This is a genomic window from Staphylococcus sp. Marseille-Q1834 (assembly GCF_916858875.1).
GTDB classification, from domain to species: domain Bacteria; phylum Bacillota; class Bacilli; order Staphylococcales; family Staphylococcaceae; genus Staphylococcus; species Staphylococcus pragensis.
This window is the reverse complement of record NZ_CAKASN010000001.1, coordinates 968,290-985,750: the sequence shown is the minus strand read 5'-3', so window position 1 is coordinate 985,750 and position 17,461 is coordinate 968,290. Positions and strand designations below refer to the sequence as shown.

14 protein-coding genes and 1 pseudogene are annotated in these 17,461 nt (G+C 36.0%); 2 read left to right on the top strand and 13 right to left on the bottom strand.

Going from position 1 to position 17,461, the window contains the following annotated elements:
* Positions 1 to 99 precede the first annotated feature (99 nt).
* Positions 100 to 1,758, top strand: a complete 1,659-nt coding sequence (locus LIX58_RS04960; RefSeq protein ID WP_154836999.1) for an FAD-binding dehydrogenase — start codon at positions 100 to 102, stop codon at positions 1,756 to 1,758.
* 138 nt (positions 1,759 to 1,896) lie between these two features.
* On the opposite strand, the gene LIX58_RS04955 is transcribed toward LIX58_RS04960, so the two are convergent.
* The 9 genes from LIX58_RS04955 to LIX58_RS04920 form a co-directional block, all read right to left on the bottom strand.
* Positions 1,897 to 3,600, bottom strand: coding sequence for an ABC-ATPase domain-containing protein (locus tag LIX58_RS04955; protein ID WP_226386136.1), 1,704 nt, complete (start codon positions 3,598 to 3,600; stop codon positions 1,897 to 1,899).
* 278 nt (positions 3,601 to 3,878) lie between these two features.
* On the bottom strand, positions 3,879 to 4,661 hold the full coding sequence (locus LIX58_RS04950; RefSeq protein ID WP_126564745.1) for a glucose 1-dehydrogenase: 783 nt from the start codon (positions 4,659 to 4,661) through the stop codon (positions 3,879 to 3,881).
* Positions 4,662 to 4,676: 15 nt separating this feature from the next.
* Positions 4,677 to 5,981 (bottom strand): MFS transporter, encoded by a 1,305-nt coding sequence (locus LIX58_RS04945; RefSeq protein WP_126564746.1) that lies wholly within the window; start codon positions 5,979 to 5,981, stop codon positions 4,677 to 4,679.
* 40 nt (positions 5,982 to 6,021) lie between these two features.
* Positions 6,022 to 7,626, bottom strand: a complete 1,605-nt coding sequence (locus tag LIX58_RS04940) for a xylulokinase (RefSeq protein ID WP_126564747.1) — start codon at positions 7,624 to 7,626, stop codon at positions 6,022 to 6,024.
* A 175-nt stretch (positions 7,627 to 7,801) separates the two neighbouring features.
* Positions 7,802 to 7,936 carry a hypothetical protein gene (locus LIX58_RS12560; RefSeq protein WP_261763212.1) on the bottom strand — a complete coding sequence of 45 codons (135 nt, stop codon included), beginning with the start codon at positions 7,934 to 7,936 and terminating at the stop codon, positions 7,802 to 7,804.
* A gap of 41 nt (positions 7,937 to 7,977) precedes the next feature.
* The gene (locus LIX58_RS04935; protein WP_126564748.1) at positions 7,978 to 8,487 is read right to left on the bottom strand and encodes a YfiT family bacillithiol transferase; all 510 of its coding nucleotides are present in this window, start codon (positions 8,485 to 8,487) and stop codon (positions 7,978 to 7,980) included.
* 112 nt (positions 8,488 to 8,599) lie between these two features.
* Positions 8,600 to 8,839: a hypothetical protein gene (locus LIX58_RS04930; RefSeq protein ID WP_126564749.1), complete on the bottom strand. Its 240-nt coding sequence runs from the start codon at positions 8,837 to 8,839 to the stop codon at positions 8,600 to 8,602.
* Positions 8,840 to 9,223: 384 nt separating this feature from the next.
* Positions 9,224 to 10,003, bottom strand: coding sequence for a (S)-acetoin forming diacetyl reductase (locus LIX58_RS04925; protein WP_154836993.1), 780 nt, complete (start codon positions 10,001 to 10,003; stop codon positions 9,224 to 9,226).
* A gap of 122 nt (positions 10,004 to 10,125) precedes the next feature.
* Positions 10,126 to 11,016, bottom strand: coding sequence for a LysR family transcriptional regulator (locus LIX58_RS04920; protein WP_126564750.1), 891 nt, complete (start codon positions 11,014 to 11,016; stop codon positions 10,126 to 10,128).
* Positions 11,017 to 11,148: 132 nt separating this feature from the next.
* Here LIX58_RS04920 and LIX58_RS04915 point away from each other — a divergent pair, with 132 nt between their 5' ends.
* The gene (locus LIX58_RS04915; protein WP_126564751.1) at positions 11,149 to 12,348 is read left to right on the top strand and encodes an MFS transporter; all 1,200 of its coding nucleotides are present in this window, start codon (positions 11,149 to 11,151) and stop codon (positions 12,346 to 12,348) included.
* Between the two features lie 137 nt (positions 12,349 to 12,485).
* Here the strand turns inward: LIX58_RS04915 and LIX58_RS04910 are convergent, their stop codons facing one another.
* From LIX58_RS04910 to LIX58_RS04895, 4 genes and pseudogenes are all read right to left on the bottom strand, one after another.
* Complete coding sequence (locus LIX58_RS04910; RefSeq protein ID WP_154836991.1) at positions 12,486 to 13,880, bottom strand: YfcC family protein; 1,395 nt, start codon at positions 13,878 to 13,880, stop codon at positions 12,486 to 12,488.
* A gap of 190 nt (positions 13,881 to 14,070) precedes the next feature.
* The gene (locus tag LIX58_RS04905; protein ID WP_126564752.1) at positions 14,071 to 15,312 is read right to left on the bottom strand and encodes an ArgE/DapE family deacylase; all 1,242 of its coding nucleotides are present in this window, start codon (positions 15,310 to 15,312) and stop codon (positions 14,071 to 14,073) included.
* Between the two features lie 86 nt (positions 15,313 to 15,398).
* A pseudogene (arsB, locus tag LIX58_RS04900) lies at positions 15,399 to 16,688 on the bottom strand (arsenite efflux transporter membrane subunit ArsB).
* A gap of 243 nt (positions 16,689 to 16,931) precedes the next feature.
* Positions 16,932 to 17,336, bottom strand: a complete 405-nt coding sequence (locus tag LIX58_RS04895; protein WP_154836989.1) for a YjdF family protein — start codon at positions 17,334 to 17,336, stop codon at positions 16,932 to 16,934.
* Between the last annotated feature and the right edge of the window lie 125 nt (positions 17,337 to 17,461).

The window sequence follows — 17,461 nt, the reverse complement described above, 5'->3', positions numbered from 1 at the left end:
GTTTACATATATCAGAACATCGCTCTACTTCCTATGCTCTGTAATCCTTGATAAAATATGATAAATGCATTTAAATTACGAGTCTTTAAGGAGTTTGTTATGGATAAAAAGATTGTTGTAATCGGTGCTGGGCTAAGTGGTCTTGTTGCTGCGACAGAATTACTGAAAAAAGGTTATCACGTTACAATGTTAGACCAAGAGCCACGCCAAGCGATTGGTGGACAAGCGTATTGGTCATTCGGTGGATTGTTCCTAGTGAATTCTAAAATCCAACAACGTTTAGGAGTAAAAGATTCTTATGAATTGGCGTTAAACGACTGGCTAGGTTCAGCACAGTTTGACCGTCCCGATGATGAAGACTATTGGGCGAGACAATGGGCTGAAGCGTATGTTAGATTTGCGACATTTGAAAAGGAACAATATTTAAAAGAGATGGGCGTGCGCTTAACACCTATTTTAGGTTGGGCTGAACGCGGTGGTGCGTCGGCTTCTGGGCATGGCAATTCTGTGCCACGTTTCCACATTACGTGGGGTACAGGTCCAGGACTTGTGGAACCGTTTGTACAATACATTTTCCAAAAAGAGCAAGAAGGCAAGTTTCAATTTCTACCGCGCCATCAAGTAACAGAAGTCGGTATTGAGAATAATCAAGTGACGCATGTGGCTGGAAATATCTTAGAACCAAGTGACGTTGAACGTGGCGAGAAATCTTCTCGTACTATCATTGATACCTTCCATTATCCCGTAGATGAGTTGTTAATCACTTCTGGCGGTATTGGCGCAAATATGCCGTTAATTCGTAAATATTGGCCTAAACGTTTAGGTAATCCGCCTCAAACAATGATTCAAGGTGTGCCAGATTCTACAGATGGTCGTCTCATTCAGATTACAGAAGACGCTGGGGCAAATGTCGTTAATAAAGACCGTATGTGGCACTACACGGAAGGCATTCAGAACCACAGTCCAATTTGGTCGAATCATGGTATTCGTATCATTCCTGGTCCGTCATCTATGTGGTTCGATGCAACAGGTCGTCGTATGGACGCACCTGATTATCCAGGTTTCGATACGTTGCATACATTAGAAACCATCATGAAAACAGGCTATGATTATTCGTGGTTTATCTTAACGGAAGACATCATTAAGAAAGAATTTGTGTTATCAGGCTCTGAACAGAATCCGGATTTGACGGATAAAGATATTAAGTTGTTAATTCAAGAACGTTTGGGCAGTAAGGCAACTTCTCCTGTAGAAGCATTTATGAATAAAGGGCCAGATTTCGTAATGGCTGATGATTTAGGCACGCTTGTTCGAAAAATGAATGACCTTACAGGTGACGATTTATTAGATTACGAAGCCATTAAACACAAAATTAAAGCCAGAGACTTGCAAATTGATAATAAATTTAGCAAAGATCCTCAAATTTCATTTATTCATAATGCCCGCCAATTCTTAGGAGATAAATTAGTACGTACTGCAAAACCTCATAAAATTTTAAGTGGCAAAAATGGTAAGTTAATCGCAGTTAAATTAAATATTATTAGCCGTAAAACCCTTGGCGGTATTCAAACAAACCTTGATGGCCAAGCACTTAATCATGACATGCAACCTATTACAGGTTTATATGCTGCTGGAGAAGCGTCAGGCTTTGGTGGCGGTGGCGTTCATGGTTATCGTGCCCTTGAAGGTACGTTCCTAGGTGGTTGTATCTTTAGTGGTATCCGTGCAGCTGAAGGCATCCATCACCATATACATTAAAACTAATAAATATTCACACTATAAATTATCAAATTTTATTCTGCATAAAATATCATTCTTTATACATTTTAGTGTAATATGAAAGCGTATTGTGACATGTCTATTCATGACTCACAATACGCTTTTCTTCTATCACAATTATTTAATTTTTAATCCTCTATAACGATTTAACGTACCAATGAATTCTTGTTTGCGTGGTAAAGCTAAATTGCCTGGATGCCCTTCAAAGTGTGATACCGCTTCAAGGCCTTCCTTTTCAATCAACGCGTACATACGATTGGTAGCGTCAATAAGGTTAGTATGTTCATCTATCAGATGACGTCTAAAGTAATCAATCATTACCGTAAGCGCATTCGTCTGACTATCATCAATCAATTGCTCTAAACCAGAAATATTAATAGCCTCTTTACCATACATAATGGTATGCAAACCTTTCGCTTTCAAACGATCATCTTTCCCTTTTTTAGAAAATGAAGCCCCTAAAGGCACACGAGCTGGAATATCACCAAATTGCGCATTTGACTCAGCATCACGCTGATATCCATCTTCATCAGCAATTGCTTTAGCCTCGGACGTCACATCTTTCAAGTGATATTCATCCATCATCAAGACATGATCTGCTACATCAAAGTAATCGCCAGAACCACCAACAATGAGAATGGTAGAAACATTATAATCGTCATACAGCGGTTTAACTTTACTTGAAAATGGCGTAATCGGCTCTTTGTCAGGCGCAATTAACTTCTGCATGCGACCATCACGAATCATAAAGTTCGTAGCAGACGTGTCTTCATCAATTAATAATGTAGATGTTTGCGCTTCTAACGCTTCCATCACGTTCGTCGCTTGAGATGTACTGCCACTCGCATTCTCTGTTGAAAAGTGAGTCGTATCTTTCTTGCCTGGCAAGTTGTCGATAAATGGACTGATGTTTACATTTTGGATACTACGGCCATCTTCAGCGCGAATCTTCATGGCATCATGACGCGTAAGGACAAACTCTCGCCCATCATTAGGAATGTGGTTGTAAACGCCACGTTCAAGCGCTTCAAGTAGTGTTGATTTACCGTGGTATCCGCCACCGACAATGAGCGTGATGCCTTCTGGAATAGACATCCCTGTGACTGCCCGACCACTAGGTAAGTTAAACGTCGTTTCCACTGGTTCAGGACTTCTAAATTTAATGGCATCTTTCATAGGCGCATCAGATACACCACTTTTCCTAGGTAAGATAGAATCGTTAGCGACGAAAGCAACTAAGTTTTGTTGTTCAAGTTGTTCTCTAATATACGTTTGATCCAGTTTTAATGTCACTTGATTCTGAAGCGCTTGTTGATTAATATTTTTGAAAATGAGTGATTGGTCGACAATCGATGGAAGTCCTTGAATTAAAGTATGCGCGGCTGCTTTTCCAAGAATCTTACGCCCTGCAGCTGGCATACCTACTTCAATGCGTACTTCGATATCTTTATCGTTGATAACAACTGCAGTACGCTCCAGAATTTCTTGCCCACAATGGTCGATAAAGATTTTACCGTTTTTACCGGCGCCTTTAACCGTATGATTAAATTTCGCAGCTTGCTTAGCAAACGTTCTTGTTAGAAAGTCAGCCACTGCGATGCGTTTATCCTTCGTATCCAGTAAATTGTCTGGTATTTGAGCGCTATTACGATCAATAATCAAACGCATTTTTGAAGGTGGTGCGAAAGGATCTACTTGCACATGATCTATGGCTAATCGAAATTGATCGAAAGCATATGTGCCTTTTGTTCGTTTATACGCTCCATATTTTTGGCCATCTAGAGACTTCAATGTCTTTTCAAGTTCTGTCGAGCGTTTCATAGTTATTCCTCCGTTCAGTTAGTGTATATAAATTATTTACCCAACCTCCCCGGCCGCCATAACTTTATTCTAGAAATTCTTAATTTTAGGCATAAAAAATAACCATCCCTAACTTTGGCGAGTTAGATGGTTATTTTTTATCCCTAACTAAAAGCCACCGTCTTTTTAACGGGTTTGCTAGAGCAGTAGTGTTAGCGCACTAGTGCTCTTTTCATTTTTATAATAGCACTAGTGCCAAAAAAGTGCAAATTTTCCTTTCTCGTACGTTCAAAGAGAAACTATAATGCAGTGTAACCACCATCAATAGTGAAGACACTACCTTGTGCGAATGATGACGCATCAGAAGCAAGGTATACGACGATACCGCCTAATTCTTCTGGTTCACCTGGACGTCCCATAGGTGTAGCGCCCATCCAGTAATCAATCATTTCTCCACCAGTATTGAACATTGGTTCCGTTAACGCTGTTTTCATGTATCCTGGCGCAATTGTGTTCACTTTAATACCATATTTAGACCATTCCATCGCTAAGCTTTTCGTTAACATGATAACGCCTGCTTTAGAAGCGTTGTAAGATGCTTGTTCTTGTGGTTTGTTGGCGATTAAACCTGACATAGAAGATGTATTGATGATTGAACCATTACCTTGTTTAATCATTTGACGGCCTACCGCTTGTGCTACTAAGAATACGCCGTTTAAGTTTAAGTTAATAACTTTTAACCAGTTTTCGTATGACACATCTTCTGCTTTTTCATTGATTGTCATACCCGCATTGTTTACTAATACGTCAATTTTTCCATATTCTTTAACAACGTCTTCAACCATTTTGTTAACGTCTTCAGGATTTGTAACGTCTACTTTTAATGCTGTCGTTTTAACGCCTTCTTTTTCAGCGATAGCAGTAGCAGTTTCTTGAGCTAAGTCTAATTTAATATCGGCGATAACAATGTCTGCGCCCGCTTGTGCTAAGGCTTCAGCCATGGCTTTACCTAGCCCCATTGCGCCTCCTGTTACAATTGCAACTTTCCCATTAATTTTAAATTGATCAATAATGTTTGTCATGTTTCTCTCACCCTTCTAATTTGTTTGCGCATTAACTGCTGTATTTGATTGTGTGTTAACTGTAGTATTTACTTGTTTACTCGGTTGTTGCACTTTCATAAAGAACGTCAAAATAAAGCCAACAACGTAAAGAATTGCATAAATCCAAATAGTTACTTCTGCTGTTGTAAACGATAGTGCGACACTGGCAAGACCGTAACCAATAAAATTACTTAATCCAGCTGCTAAGTTATGTACAGAAACTGCAGCACCTTTATGATCAGGCACTAATGTTGGGAAGATAGCTGACATCGGCACATACGCTGCAACTGCAAAACCTAACATTAACGCTATTAATGTCGTGATGAAGACATTTGGACCACTCCATGATGGCAAGTAATAGAATGCCAACGTTGATATCGCCATACCAATACAACCGAACCAACGTACTTGACGTACCCAGCCAATCTTGTCACCAACGACACCCCAGAATAAGTTAGTAAAGATTGTGACAAAGTACATCAAGCCCCATACACGTAACCATTGTGATGTAGTGAAACCAAAATCAGATGTATAAACGTGTGGTAAGAATACAACTAAACCAAATAAAGACAATTGGTTGATAATACGTACCACAAAAGCAACAGCTACGTCTTTCTTACCTAAAATCGTAATACCGCGACCAAATTCTTTTAAAATTTCCCCTTTAGTCATGCGTTTAGCTTCAACATCTGCACCTTTATTATCTTTAACAAAGAACATGGCAATAAGACCGCCAATTGCGATAAAGATAATTGATGACCATAACGTACCTTCTTCACCAATAAATGGAATTGTGAAGCTTGGTAAGTATGAACCTAATACACCAATACCGATAGAATACATTGCCCAGAACCAACCCATTGCTGACGCAAGTTTATGACTAGGTGAAGAATATGTAATCCAAACTACAAAGCTATAAATAAACATTGGATACGCAAATCCACGAATACCATACATAATCATCATCATCGCGTAGTTATCTTGAGCTAAACCTAACGTTAAGAATCCAACATGGAAGACAATCCAAATAATAAATGCGATTGTCATGATACGTTTCGGACTGAAGATTTCAGCCATCACACCTGACATCCATGAGGCTACGGCTACGATTAAGCCGTAAACTGTTAATACATTCCCGGCTTCCGCATTACTGTAGCCAAGACTCATAATATATTTAGATAAAAATGCTTGTTCTACCCCATCACCAGTCATAAAGATTGCTACGGCGATATACCCCCAAATTAAAACCATAGGTAAACCTAAAAACTGGCGTTCCTGTTTTTGTAAATCATTAACCACCTTAATCCCACTTTCTACCTTTGTTTAATTGTTTATTTGATTATTTTGTACTAAATTGTTCATGTGCAAGACGTTCAAGCGGAATGCCTTGTTTGAAGCGTTCTGTGTAAGCACTGAAACTGTCGATTTCTTCTTTAGTAGGTTCAATCGTTAGAGATTCAGTACCTTTAAATGCAAAATCATTAAGATATGTTGCTAAATTCGTTGTTTCTTCTTCAATCATGTATCTTGCTAACACCGCGATACCCCATGCGCCACCTTCACTCGCCGTTTGCATCACTAGCACTGGACTTTGAAGCGCAGCCGCTAAGAATGTTTGTGCGACTTTTTCCGTTTTGAAAATGCCGCCATGACCGTACATTGAATCAATTTGAATATTTTCTTTATCTTTTAATAAATCAATACCGATTTTTAATGTACTGAAGGCACTGTAAATATGTGTCTTCATCAAGTTAGCAAGATTAAATTTACTATCAACAGAACGTACGAGCATTGGATAACCATGTTGTACATCTGTAATAAATTCACCTGATATATAGCCAAAAGATAATAATTTACCTAAATCTTGATCACCTTTTAAAGCGCTTTCAAATAACTTTGTAAAAAGTTCTCCTTTATCATATTTCACGCCCATGGTATCTAACACTTCACCAAATAAATCCGCCCAAGCGTTAATATCAGAAGTACAATTATTCGCGTGAATCATCGCAACTTCGTAACCATCTGGTGTAGTGACAATATCGACTTCAGGATATACAGCTTTAATTGGTTTCTCTAAGACAATCATTGAAAAAATACTTGTACCTGCTGAGATGTTACCAGTTCTTGGCGCTACACTATTCGTCGCAACCATCCCCGTTGCCGCGTCAGCTTCTGGGGCACATAAAGGGCACCCTGCTTGTAATTCACCATTTGGATCGATTAATTTAGCGCCTGTTTCTGTAAGACGTCCCGCACACTCACCTGCCACGACGACTTTAGGCAGAATATCGCGAATATCTTGGGTATACCCCTTTTCAGAGAACAAAGCATTAAAACGATCTAGAATATCTTGACGATAATCTTGTGTTTCGCTGTCAATTGGGAACATACCTGAAGCATCGCCAATACCAAGCACTTTCTCGTCAGTAAGATACCAATGAATATAGCCCGCAAGTGTTGTCATGTAACGTACATTCTCTACATGTGGTTCTTGATCTAAAGCAGATTGATAAAGTTGCGCAATACTCCAACGTTCTGGAATATTCACTTGGAAATCTTCACGTAAAATTTCTGCAGCTTTATTTGCATTGTTATTACGCCATGTTCTGAATGGAACGAGTAAATCATCTTTCTCATCAAAAGGTAAGTAACCGTGCATCATACCACTAATACCTAGTGAAGCGAGTTTAGTTACAGTAGCGTTGTACTTATCTTTCAATTCTTGTGTCATTGCGGCATAACTTTTTTGAATGCCAACCCAAGCATCATTCACTGAATACGTCCAATAGCCATCGCGATAGCTGTTCTCCCATTCAAAAGAACCAGTCGCTAGCGTTTGGCATTGGTCATCAATAGCTATGGCTTTAATTCTTGTTGAGCCAAATTCGATGCCTACGGTTAATTTTCCATCTTCAATATATTGCTTAACTTCTGTAGAATTCATCATCTCATCTCGCTTATCTTTTTATGAAAACGTTATCATAAATTAATCCTAGCATATGAAAATTTCATGAAACAAGGTAAATTTTACAATACTCACAACTTTTTAAAGTAAAAAAACACCTTTATTCTAGATTTACATCTATAAAATAAAGGTGTTGATTTTCACTCTATAAGTATTATTTTAAAATACCATATTTTTTCATACTATCAATTGAAGCTAGGATCGCTTCCTCTTTCGTATACATCGGATTCAAGCCTAACACTTCACGCACTTGTTGATTACTCACATTTCTATTCATTTCAAGTAACAATTTACCTTCCTGCGCTTCTCTATATAAGACGTCTTACCCTCTTAATTCTCCAAAGCAATTTTAATATGTTCTAAATGATGTCTTTCATGCCAAGACAACTTCGCCAATAACTCAGCCACTGACACATCACTACCATCAGATAATGTAATATTGCGTGATAAATCTTCTTCCGTAACATGATTACCCATCTCTACAATACGTTGATTTAAACCTTCTAAAATATGAAGAGAGATATCAATTGGTAAAAATGAATCAGGCAACTCTACCCATTTATTTTGATTGAACATAAATGCTGTCACACCTTGTTCAGTTAAAGCCATTTTCAAACGTTCGTATAAATTAATTTGTGAATCTGCAATATGATGAACGAGTTGTCTTACCGTCCAACTCCCTTCACGATATTGTTTCTTTAATTGTTCATCACTTAAATGATCGACTGTTTCTTTTAAATGATCGATATAAACCTCAATTTCACTCATCCATTGTTTTACATCTACTAAAGTTGGATCCTTAGGCGCTTCAAATTGACCAATTGGAAATCTAACATCCATACTGTAATCCCCCTTAAATTTTAATACTTACATTTACCCATTCCATCCCAATTTAAAAGTGGCTCACACCTTTAAGGGTGTAAGCCACTTCATAAAAATATATGTTATTGTTCTATGCTAAAAGTAATGGGCTTGAAAAAATAACAAAGAAAACAATTGTTAAAATCAAAGTTGCACCATTTAATAGTCTATTGCCACTCATCATACCTACGATACTAGAGATTACAGATAACAGAATTACAAAAAAGCCTGGTAAATACCAAAACATACTTGTAAACATAATTGAAACAGCTAATAAAAATGATAAAATACATAAAATACTAGAAACTAAATTAATACTGTTTAACCTCATTTAATCTTTTCCTTTCTATAGGTTTAAACAATATTATATAACATTTACACAAAGAAAAGGAATGACTTTTATATAAATATATTTTTAATAAATAAAGCGCAATTATAATGATTGAGGTGATAGCTAATGAAATGGTTTAGTACTAAACTCTTTATCATTTACGCGATTATACTCGTCGCTTTGACTTACTGTATTTATACATTCACTAATCTCTACACACATAAAGGTTTAGGCTTTTATATCAATATCTTTTTAATAAGTTTAGGATGTTTTGTAGGTACCATGAATCATATTTATCGTAAAAAAAAGAAGAAAAAATAAGAGTAGGTTCAAGACTATCATGTCTTGAACCTGCTCTTACTCAATTTAAAATTATAGTTTTAATTAGTGGAATCTCATACCACCGTCAACGATAATTGTTTGTCCAGTGATGTAATCAGAATCGCTACCTGCTAAGAAACTAACCACATTTGCAACGTCTTCCGGTTTAGATAAACGTTTTAATGTAATTTGATCAGTAAATTGTTTCCAACCCCACTCTTCAGGTTGATTATTTTCTTTAGCTAATTTAATCGCAATACCTTCCATCATTGGAGTTTCAACGATACCTGGTGCATAAGCGTTTACTGTAATTCCTTTTTCCGCTAAGTCACGTGCAGCAACTTGAGTTAAACCACGTACAGCAAATTTAGTACTACTGTATAAAGATAAACCTTTGTTACCTTCAACACCTGCTTGAGAAGTGGCGTTGATGATTTTACCGCCATGACCTAATTTTTCAAATTGTTCTAACGCAGCTTGGATACCCCAGAAGACACCACCAATATTAACGCCGATAACTTGGCTAAATTGTTCAGGTGTTACTGTGTCAATAGGTGTCATTGGTCCTAAACCAGCATTATTTACTAATACATTAAATTCACCGAAATGTTCTACCACACCACGTAAAACATTAAAGACATTTTCACGGTCTGAAACATCTGCTTTAAATGCAACTGCTTCTTGACCTTCTGCTTTTAATGAAGCTGCTGCTTTTTTAGCGCCTTCTTCATTAAAGTCAACAAGCGCTACACTAAATCCATCGTTAAATAAACGTTCAGCGATTTTAAATCCAATCCCTTGTGCAGCACCTGTAACGACTGCGACTTTTTTCGCATTACTCATAAAAAACACCTCTTAAAATATTATTCATTTATTATATTATCACTTTTATATAATAATATTTTGAACGCTTTATGAATAATCTTTGGCAGTTTTGTGAGGTGTCTTCAGATAAATCATTTTTACTAATGCTTTAAATACTTTATAAAAGCTTGAACAGAGCTATCATGATTGCGCTCCTTGTGTGTTACAGCAACAAAGTTAATAAAATAATTGAAAGGCTGACCCAGAGGAATTGCTTCAATTAATTCATTATTCAAGAATGGTTCATTTTCTAACATTAAACTAGAAACAATACCCACACCTAACCCTTCCGCTACTGTTCTCATTAGTACCACAGGATTATTAGTTCGAAAGACAATTTTTAGTTCCCCGCTTGTCTGTTCAAATTGTCTTAAATGATGATGGTAAAAACTACGATCGTATAGTACAAACGGATAATCTTTGATATCTTCTAAATCGACTGTATCTTTAAACGTCAACTTAGATTTAGCTGGGACAATCAATTTAAAATTCGAGGTTAAATTAAGTGACGTTTCAATAATATTCTTCGGGGTTTCATTGATGGTCGTTTGACCAGTTAATCCCAAGTCAATTTCATTATTCTCAACCATTGAAACAATATCTTCACGATCCGCTTCAATCACTTCAATATCTACATTAGGATAATCTTGTTTGAACTGTGATAGTGCTTTAGGCACTAATTTATGGAAAATAGTTGGTATAGTTGCAATTTTTAACTTACCGGCAATATTCGTCTGTAAGCTATCTATTTCAATCATTAAATGTTCTTTAGCTTCAAGTATTTCTAAAATTTTAGGTATCAATTGCTTTCCTATTTTCGTTGGGACAGTGCCTTTTCGGGAACGGTAAAACAATTGATAACCTAACTCTTTCTCAAGACTAGCAATTGACTGACTCATTGCCGATTGGCTAATATGCATCATCTGACTTGCACGAACAATCGATTCTTGTTCATAGACCGTTTTAATATAGCTTAATTGCTCAAAGTTCATTTCACACCTCTTCAATATTAGCTCTACTTATATTAACTTCATTAATTCTAATTATACATTAGTATAATTGATTACTATAATGACTTTATATAGGAAAACACATATTCAGAATGATGATTTAGGAGGGAGAACATGGCTCAACGTCTATGGACAAAAGACTTCATCTTTGTAACGTTAGTTAATTTATTTATGTATTTAATCCATTATATGCTTATCGTTACAGTAACCTCATTTACTATTGATGAATACCATGCGTCAGAAAGCATGGGGGGCTTAGCTGCCGGCGTATTTATTATCGGTATGTTAGGTGGCAGGCTCGGTTCTGGTCGTATTATCGATAGTTTACAACCGAAAAAGGTATTACTCGGAGGCGTCATCGCTTCAATCATTGCGATTGCATTGTATTTCACAATTAATAATATTTGGGTATTAATGTTAATTCGATTTATTCATGGTTTAGCTTTCGGTTTTTCATCTACTGCGACTGGTACAATTTCATCACGTATTATTCCCGAAGAACGTAAAGGGGAAGGTATTGGTTATTATGGACTAAGCGTGACATTAGCCTCTGCATTCGGACCATTTCTTGGGTTAGTGTTAGACAACAATTTAGGATTTTCTTCAATTTTTGCAATTGGCCTAATCAGTATTCTTATCGCATTTGTCTTTACTATTTTTATTAAAAAGTTACCAATGGATGAAATGGACACAAGTGAAGATGCGACACGCAAGCCGAAAGGGATTAACGCATTTTTACAAAGAGAAGCTCTACCTATCTCAATGGTAGTTATTTTAGTCGGTATTGCGTATGCGAGCGTTCTTTCATTCTTATCTATTTATGCTGATTTACTCGACCTAGTCACAGCATCAAGTTTCTTCTTTGTCGTGTTTGCCATTGCGACATTCATTACACGACCATTTACAGGTAAGGTTTATGATCGTTTTGGGGAAAATAAGGTAATGTACCCAGTGTTAGCTAGTTTTGCGATAGGCTTAGTTATCTTAAGCATGACAACTTCTTCATTCACTTTACTTGTAGCAGCAGCCTTTATCGGTATTGGCTATGGTACTGTGATTCCAACTGCACAAGCAATTGCTGTTCAACAATCACCATCTAGTAAAATGGGATTAGCCACATCAACCTTTTATATTTTTGTTGATTTCGGTGCAGGTATGGGACCATTCATCCTAGGAATATTTATCCCTTTCTTAGGCTATAGAAATCTTTATTTAGCGATGGCTGGTGTTATTATCATAGCTATCATTGCGTATTACTTCATACACGGTCGCCATCATAAACACCCTCACAAAGTATCAACAAATCATTCATAAGGAAATAATATAAAAAAGAGGAATTTGAGCCACTTCAACTTAAATTCCTCTTTTCTTATTAAAAGCTGATATAACAAGGTTTTTAAGACGTCCCTCCTACTAACTTCAGACAAACCTCAGTCTTACCTCATCGCATTTTAATAACCAATTACCAAGGCAATAGACATTGCAATGGCACAAATGATTACCCATAACAGAATTAATTTCCAAACAAATTTAATCCATTCTGTATATGAAATACGACCTACGGCTAAAGCTCCCATAAGAATGGCTGAAGTAGGAAATAAAATATTACTAATTGAATCACCATATTGAAATGCGAGTACTGTAAGTTGTCGATTAATATGTAATAAATCAGATATTGGAACCATTAACGGCATAGTTGTTAGTGCTTGTCCTGATCCAGATGGTATAAAGAAATTTAGCAAGAATTGTAAAATGAACATAGCAATGATGACTAAAGATGCCGGTACATTGGATAATAAAGTTGTCATACCATGAACAATCGTATCGATAATTTTTCCATTTTCCAAAATAACTACAATTCCCTTGGCAAAACCTACAATCATTGCTCCAAAAAGTATATTCTGCATACCTTCAATTAAAGCATCAAATGTGCCATTCATTCCTAAGCCACTGACTAAACCAGCGACAATACCAGAAAGTAAGAAGTTGGCACTCATCTCATTAAAAGTCCAATCAAACATAAAAATACCAAAGACATTAAATAAAATCGTCGCTACGATAATTAATAAACTGAAGGCTTGTCGCTTACTAAAATGTTGATATTCAACTTCTTGGTCGGCATGACCTTCTTCTTGTTCAAGATGATAAACGATACTTTTCGTTTTATCCTTTTTAACTTTATGTGCATATAACATGACAGTGGAAATTGCCGCCGTCAGAATAAATAAGTAGATAATTGTACGTAGCCCCCAACCTGAGAACATTGGCAATTCTGCTACCGTTTGAGCTACCCCAACTGTAAATGGATTGAGCATCCCGCCACTAAAACCACTTGCCGCACCTAAAATAACCATAGCCGCGCCTGTTAATGCATCGTAGCCTAATGTACGCGCAATAATAATCCCTATAGGTACAAATATAATTGTTTCTTCAGCTAAACCTATCGTAAATCCTAAAATTGAAAATACTGTCATTGTTAAAGGAATCATTAGAAAGTTAGCTTTACCTAGTGAACGCATTGCCTTATTAACTCCATTTTCAAAGGCGCCTGTTTTATGAATAATACCGAATGCTCCACCTACTAAAAAGATATAAAATACAATTTCTCCGCCACTGATCAAACCTTCAGGAATGGATCTAAATATTTCTAGAAAATTTAAATGTGCAGAATCAACAGTATGATACGTGCCAGAAACAACTAGCGTTTGGCCACCTTTCTTTTCTCTTGTATATTCACCTGCTGGAATAATATATGTTAGTAACCATGCGAGACCTACCACAAACATCAGTAACGCATAAGTGTGTGGTGTTTTAAATTTAAATCTTCTGGATTTCCTGTCTTCCATTTTTTATCAGCACCTTTATTCATATTTAAATTGATTGAATTTTACAAAAATTATTATTTTTATCATACCCTATTTAGAATTAATGCGTAAGACATAATTTAAAAGAAAAGATTCATTGCAAATCAAAAAAGACGGTAGCACTTGATTTAAAAGTGTTACCGCCTATAGAGGTATAGTTTGAATTTAAAACTTAGTCATGTTGTTTTAAATAAGTTGTAAGTAGTTCTGTATAATAATCAATAAATTTAAAGTATTTCTCTTTATCTACATGTTCGTTTACTTGATGAGGCACTGTTCCAGGACCAAACATTAAGAATGAGAAGTGTTCATCTTTACCTCGTAATAAGTTAGATGCATCTGTTACCGCGACAGTTGGTGATGCTACGATATCTTCATCAAAGATTTGTTTAGCGACCTGTTGTCCTGTCTTGATTAAATCATTGTCTCCAGTTGTTAAAACAGGATCTAAGTCTAAGTACATATTCTCTTCTAATTTACCGCCTTGTTTATTGATTTCTTCAAGGTATTTTTTAAATAATTCTTTCACTTTGGCATTATCGTATTCAGGCACCGTTCTAATATTAAACTCTGCAGTAGCTACGTCTGGCACTGAATTGACTTGATTGCCTCCGTGAATGATTGTATTGCTGATGACTAAGCCTGAGATGACACGTTTAACTTCATCTTCATCTAATTCACTATTTTGTTGTAATTGTGATTGGATACGTTCAATTAAATGAGAGAAATCTAATTTTTCATATTTTAATTCTTTCGAAATACGTTCATATTCTTCATCAATATTTTGAATAAATTGGATTAAAGGCTTAATCGCATTATGACCAATCACTGGCACTGAACTATGCGCTGCGCGTCCTTTAGATGTAATTCTGAAATCCATTGAACCTTTATGCGCATATACAAGGTTTTGTTCAGATGGCTCTGCAATAATTAACGCTTCAACATCATCCATATAACCTTTTTCATATAATTGAGCTGAACCTAACTGTTCCATTTCTTCGCCCGCAGTTGCCATAAATTTGATTGTACCTTTAGGTAAAGCGTCATTTTCTTTAATATCAATCATAGCGATAGCTAAGCCTAACAGACCTGCTTTCATATCTGATGTTCCACGCCCATATAACATGCCATCTTTTTCTGTAAGCTCGAATGGCGGGTAGTCCCAATCATCAGGGTCACCTTCAGATACGACATCCATATGTCCTGAAATACCTACGACAGGACTCCCTTCTCCGATAGAAGCAATTAAATTTACACGATTTTCTTCAACTTCATCAATTTCTGCTTGAATACCATGGTCTTCGAATAATTTTTTTAAATAACGTGCGACTTCAATTTCGTTATCATTTACTGTATTCATTTCAACAATATCGGCTAACATTTGAATTTTTTCTTTTTCTGAAAATATACTCATGAATTCATTACTCCTTTTAAAATAAATACAATTTTAATTATAAATTAACTGTATCATGTTAATTTAGCTAAAGAAAATCATCTAGTTTAAAAGAGAATTAATGTTATATATAAACCGAATAAAGTCATAAATAGCACAGGAATAGTAATAACAATACCTGTTTTAAAATAAATTCCCCAGGAAATTTTAACGTCTTTTTGAGCTAACACGTGAAGCCATAGAAGCGTTGCTAAAGAACCAATTGGCGTAATTTTAGGACCTAAATCTGAACCAATCACATTTGCATACACCATACCTTCTTTAAGAAAGCCTGTAACTTGCTATTGATGAATCGCAATCGCATCTATTAAAACGGTTGGTAAGTTATTCATTATTGATGACAGTATTGCAGAAATAAAGCCTACACCCATAATACTTGTGAATAATCCGTGTACTGAGATATTTGAAAAAATTTGTCCTAACACTGTCGTAATTCCTACATTTTTCAAACCGAAGACGACCAAATACATACCTAATGAAAAAATCACGATATTCCATGGCGCGCCTTTGATAACTTTTCCAATAGAAACCGCATGAGATTTACGAGCCAAGAGTAGGAAAATTATCGCGATACCCCCGGCAATGAATGACACAGGAATATGAAGGAATTCGCTACTTAAATAGCCTACAAGCAGGATCGCTAAAACAATCCAAGATATACGAAAGAGCTTTCGATCTTTAATCGCCGTGTTTGGACTTTGAATAGATTGCGTATCTACCCCCTTCGGAATAGAGGTTCTAAAATAAAGCCATAATACTCCAATACTTGCGATTAGAGAAAATAAGTTTGGAATAATCATTCGACTAAAATATTTAATAAATCCAATATTGAAATAATCAGCAGATACAATATTCACTAAATTGCTTACTGTAAAAGGTAACGACGTCGTATCTGCGATAAATCCACTGGCGATAATAAACGGAAAAATGACTTTCTTATTGAAACCAAGATGACGCACCATTGCGAGTACAATTGGCGTTAAAATTAGTGCCGCACCATCATTCGCAAAGAAAGCTGCCACAACGGCGCCAAGTAGCATAATGTAGACAAACATCCTAACGCCATTTCCTTTAGCACCACGCACCATATGTAAAGCTGCCCATTCGAAAAAACCAATTTCATCGAGTATCAGCGAAATTAAAATAATTGCTACGAATGTCAAAGTCGCATTCCATACAATTCCCGTCACTTCTACAATATCCGACCAACCTACAACGCCAGTAATAAGTGCCAATATTGCGCCTATAACAGCAGTAATGGCAATATCTAAACCCTTTGGCTGCCAAATCACAAAAATTAACGTGATGATAAAAATCGCAATTGCTAAAAATGTCATCATAGTTGATCACCCAACAAGATAACATTTTTATAATTAAATAAATTGAATGTTGATAATAATTGTTTATCTGTCATATTCATCAAGTCCTCCTACGTCACAACTAAGCATATCACGAGCAACATTTTGAAATCTATCAGGCTATATAATCGTAGGCTTCAATAAATAAAAAATAAGACCTCCAACATATACGATGTTCGAAGTCTTATTATCGAAAATTTTACAAATTACTTACCGAGTGACTTAATGCCCCTTTTTCTTTTGCTTTGTTTTTTGCATTTTAAGCTGTCGTTTGTGAGCTTTCGTCTTTTCTTTCTGTAATTTGTTTTTCTTTTTGCGCTCTAATTTTTTAATTTCTTGTTCTTTTTTAATTGCTTGTTGTGCATAAGTAGAATACTTAGTTTGCTTTTGTTCCTTAGCAATTTGTCTCTGTAACCGTTTAGGATTAACTTTTTTCGGTTTCTTTTTTATAACCGATACTTTAGTTTGATTCATCAGTTCATCTAAGCGATTATGAATGAAATTAAAAATATCCACACTATTCGGTTCAGTTCCAAAGGTGAATTTTACAAATTTAATTTTATCTTCTTCCCTATATTCAACCAAACCTATAAAAAATTGACCATCATGAAATATTGATAATTCCAATGAGTGCCCCTCCTCTTAATATATAACTTGAAATGAGGGACGACCTGAGGAGGAAGGTTACTGACAAATTATTACATTTGCATTGGGACTACCAACCCAATTGTGTTTTTACATTTCTCCTTAAG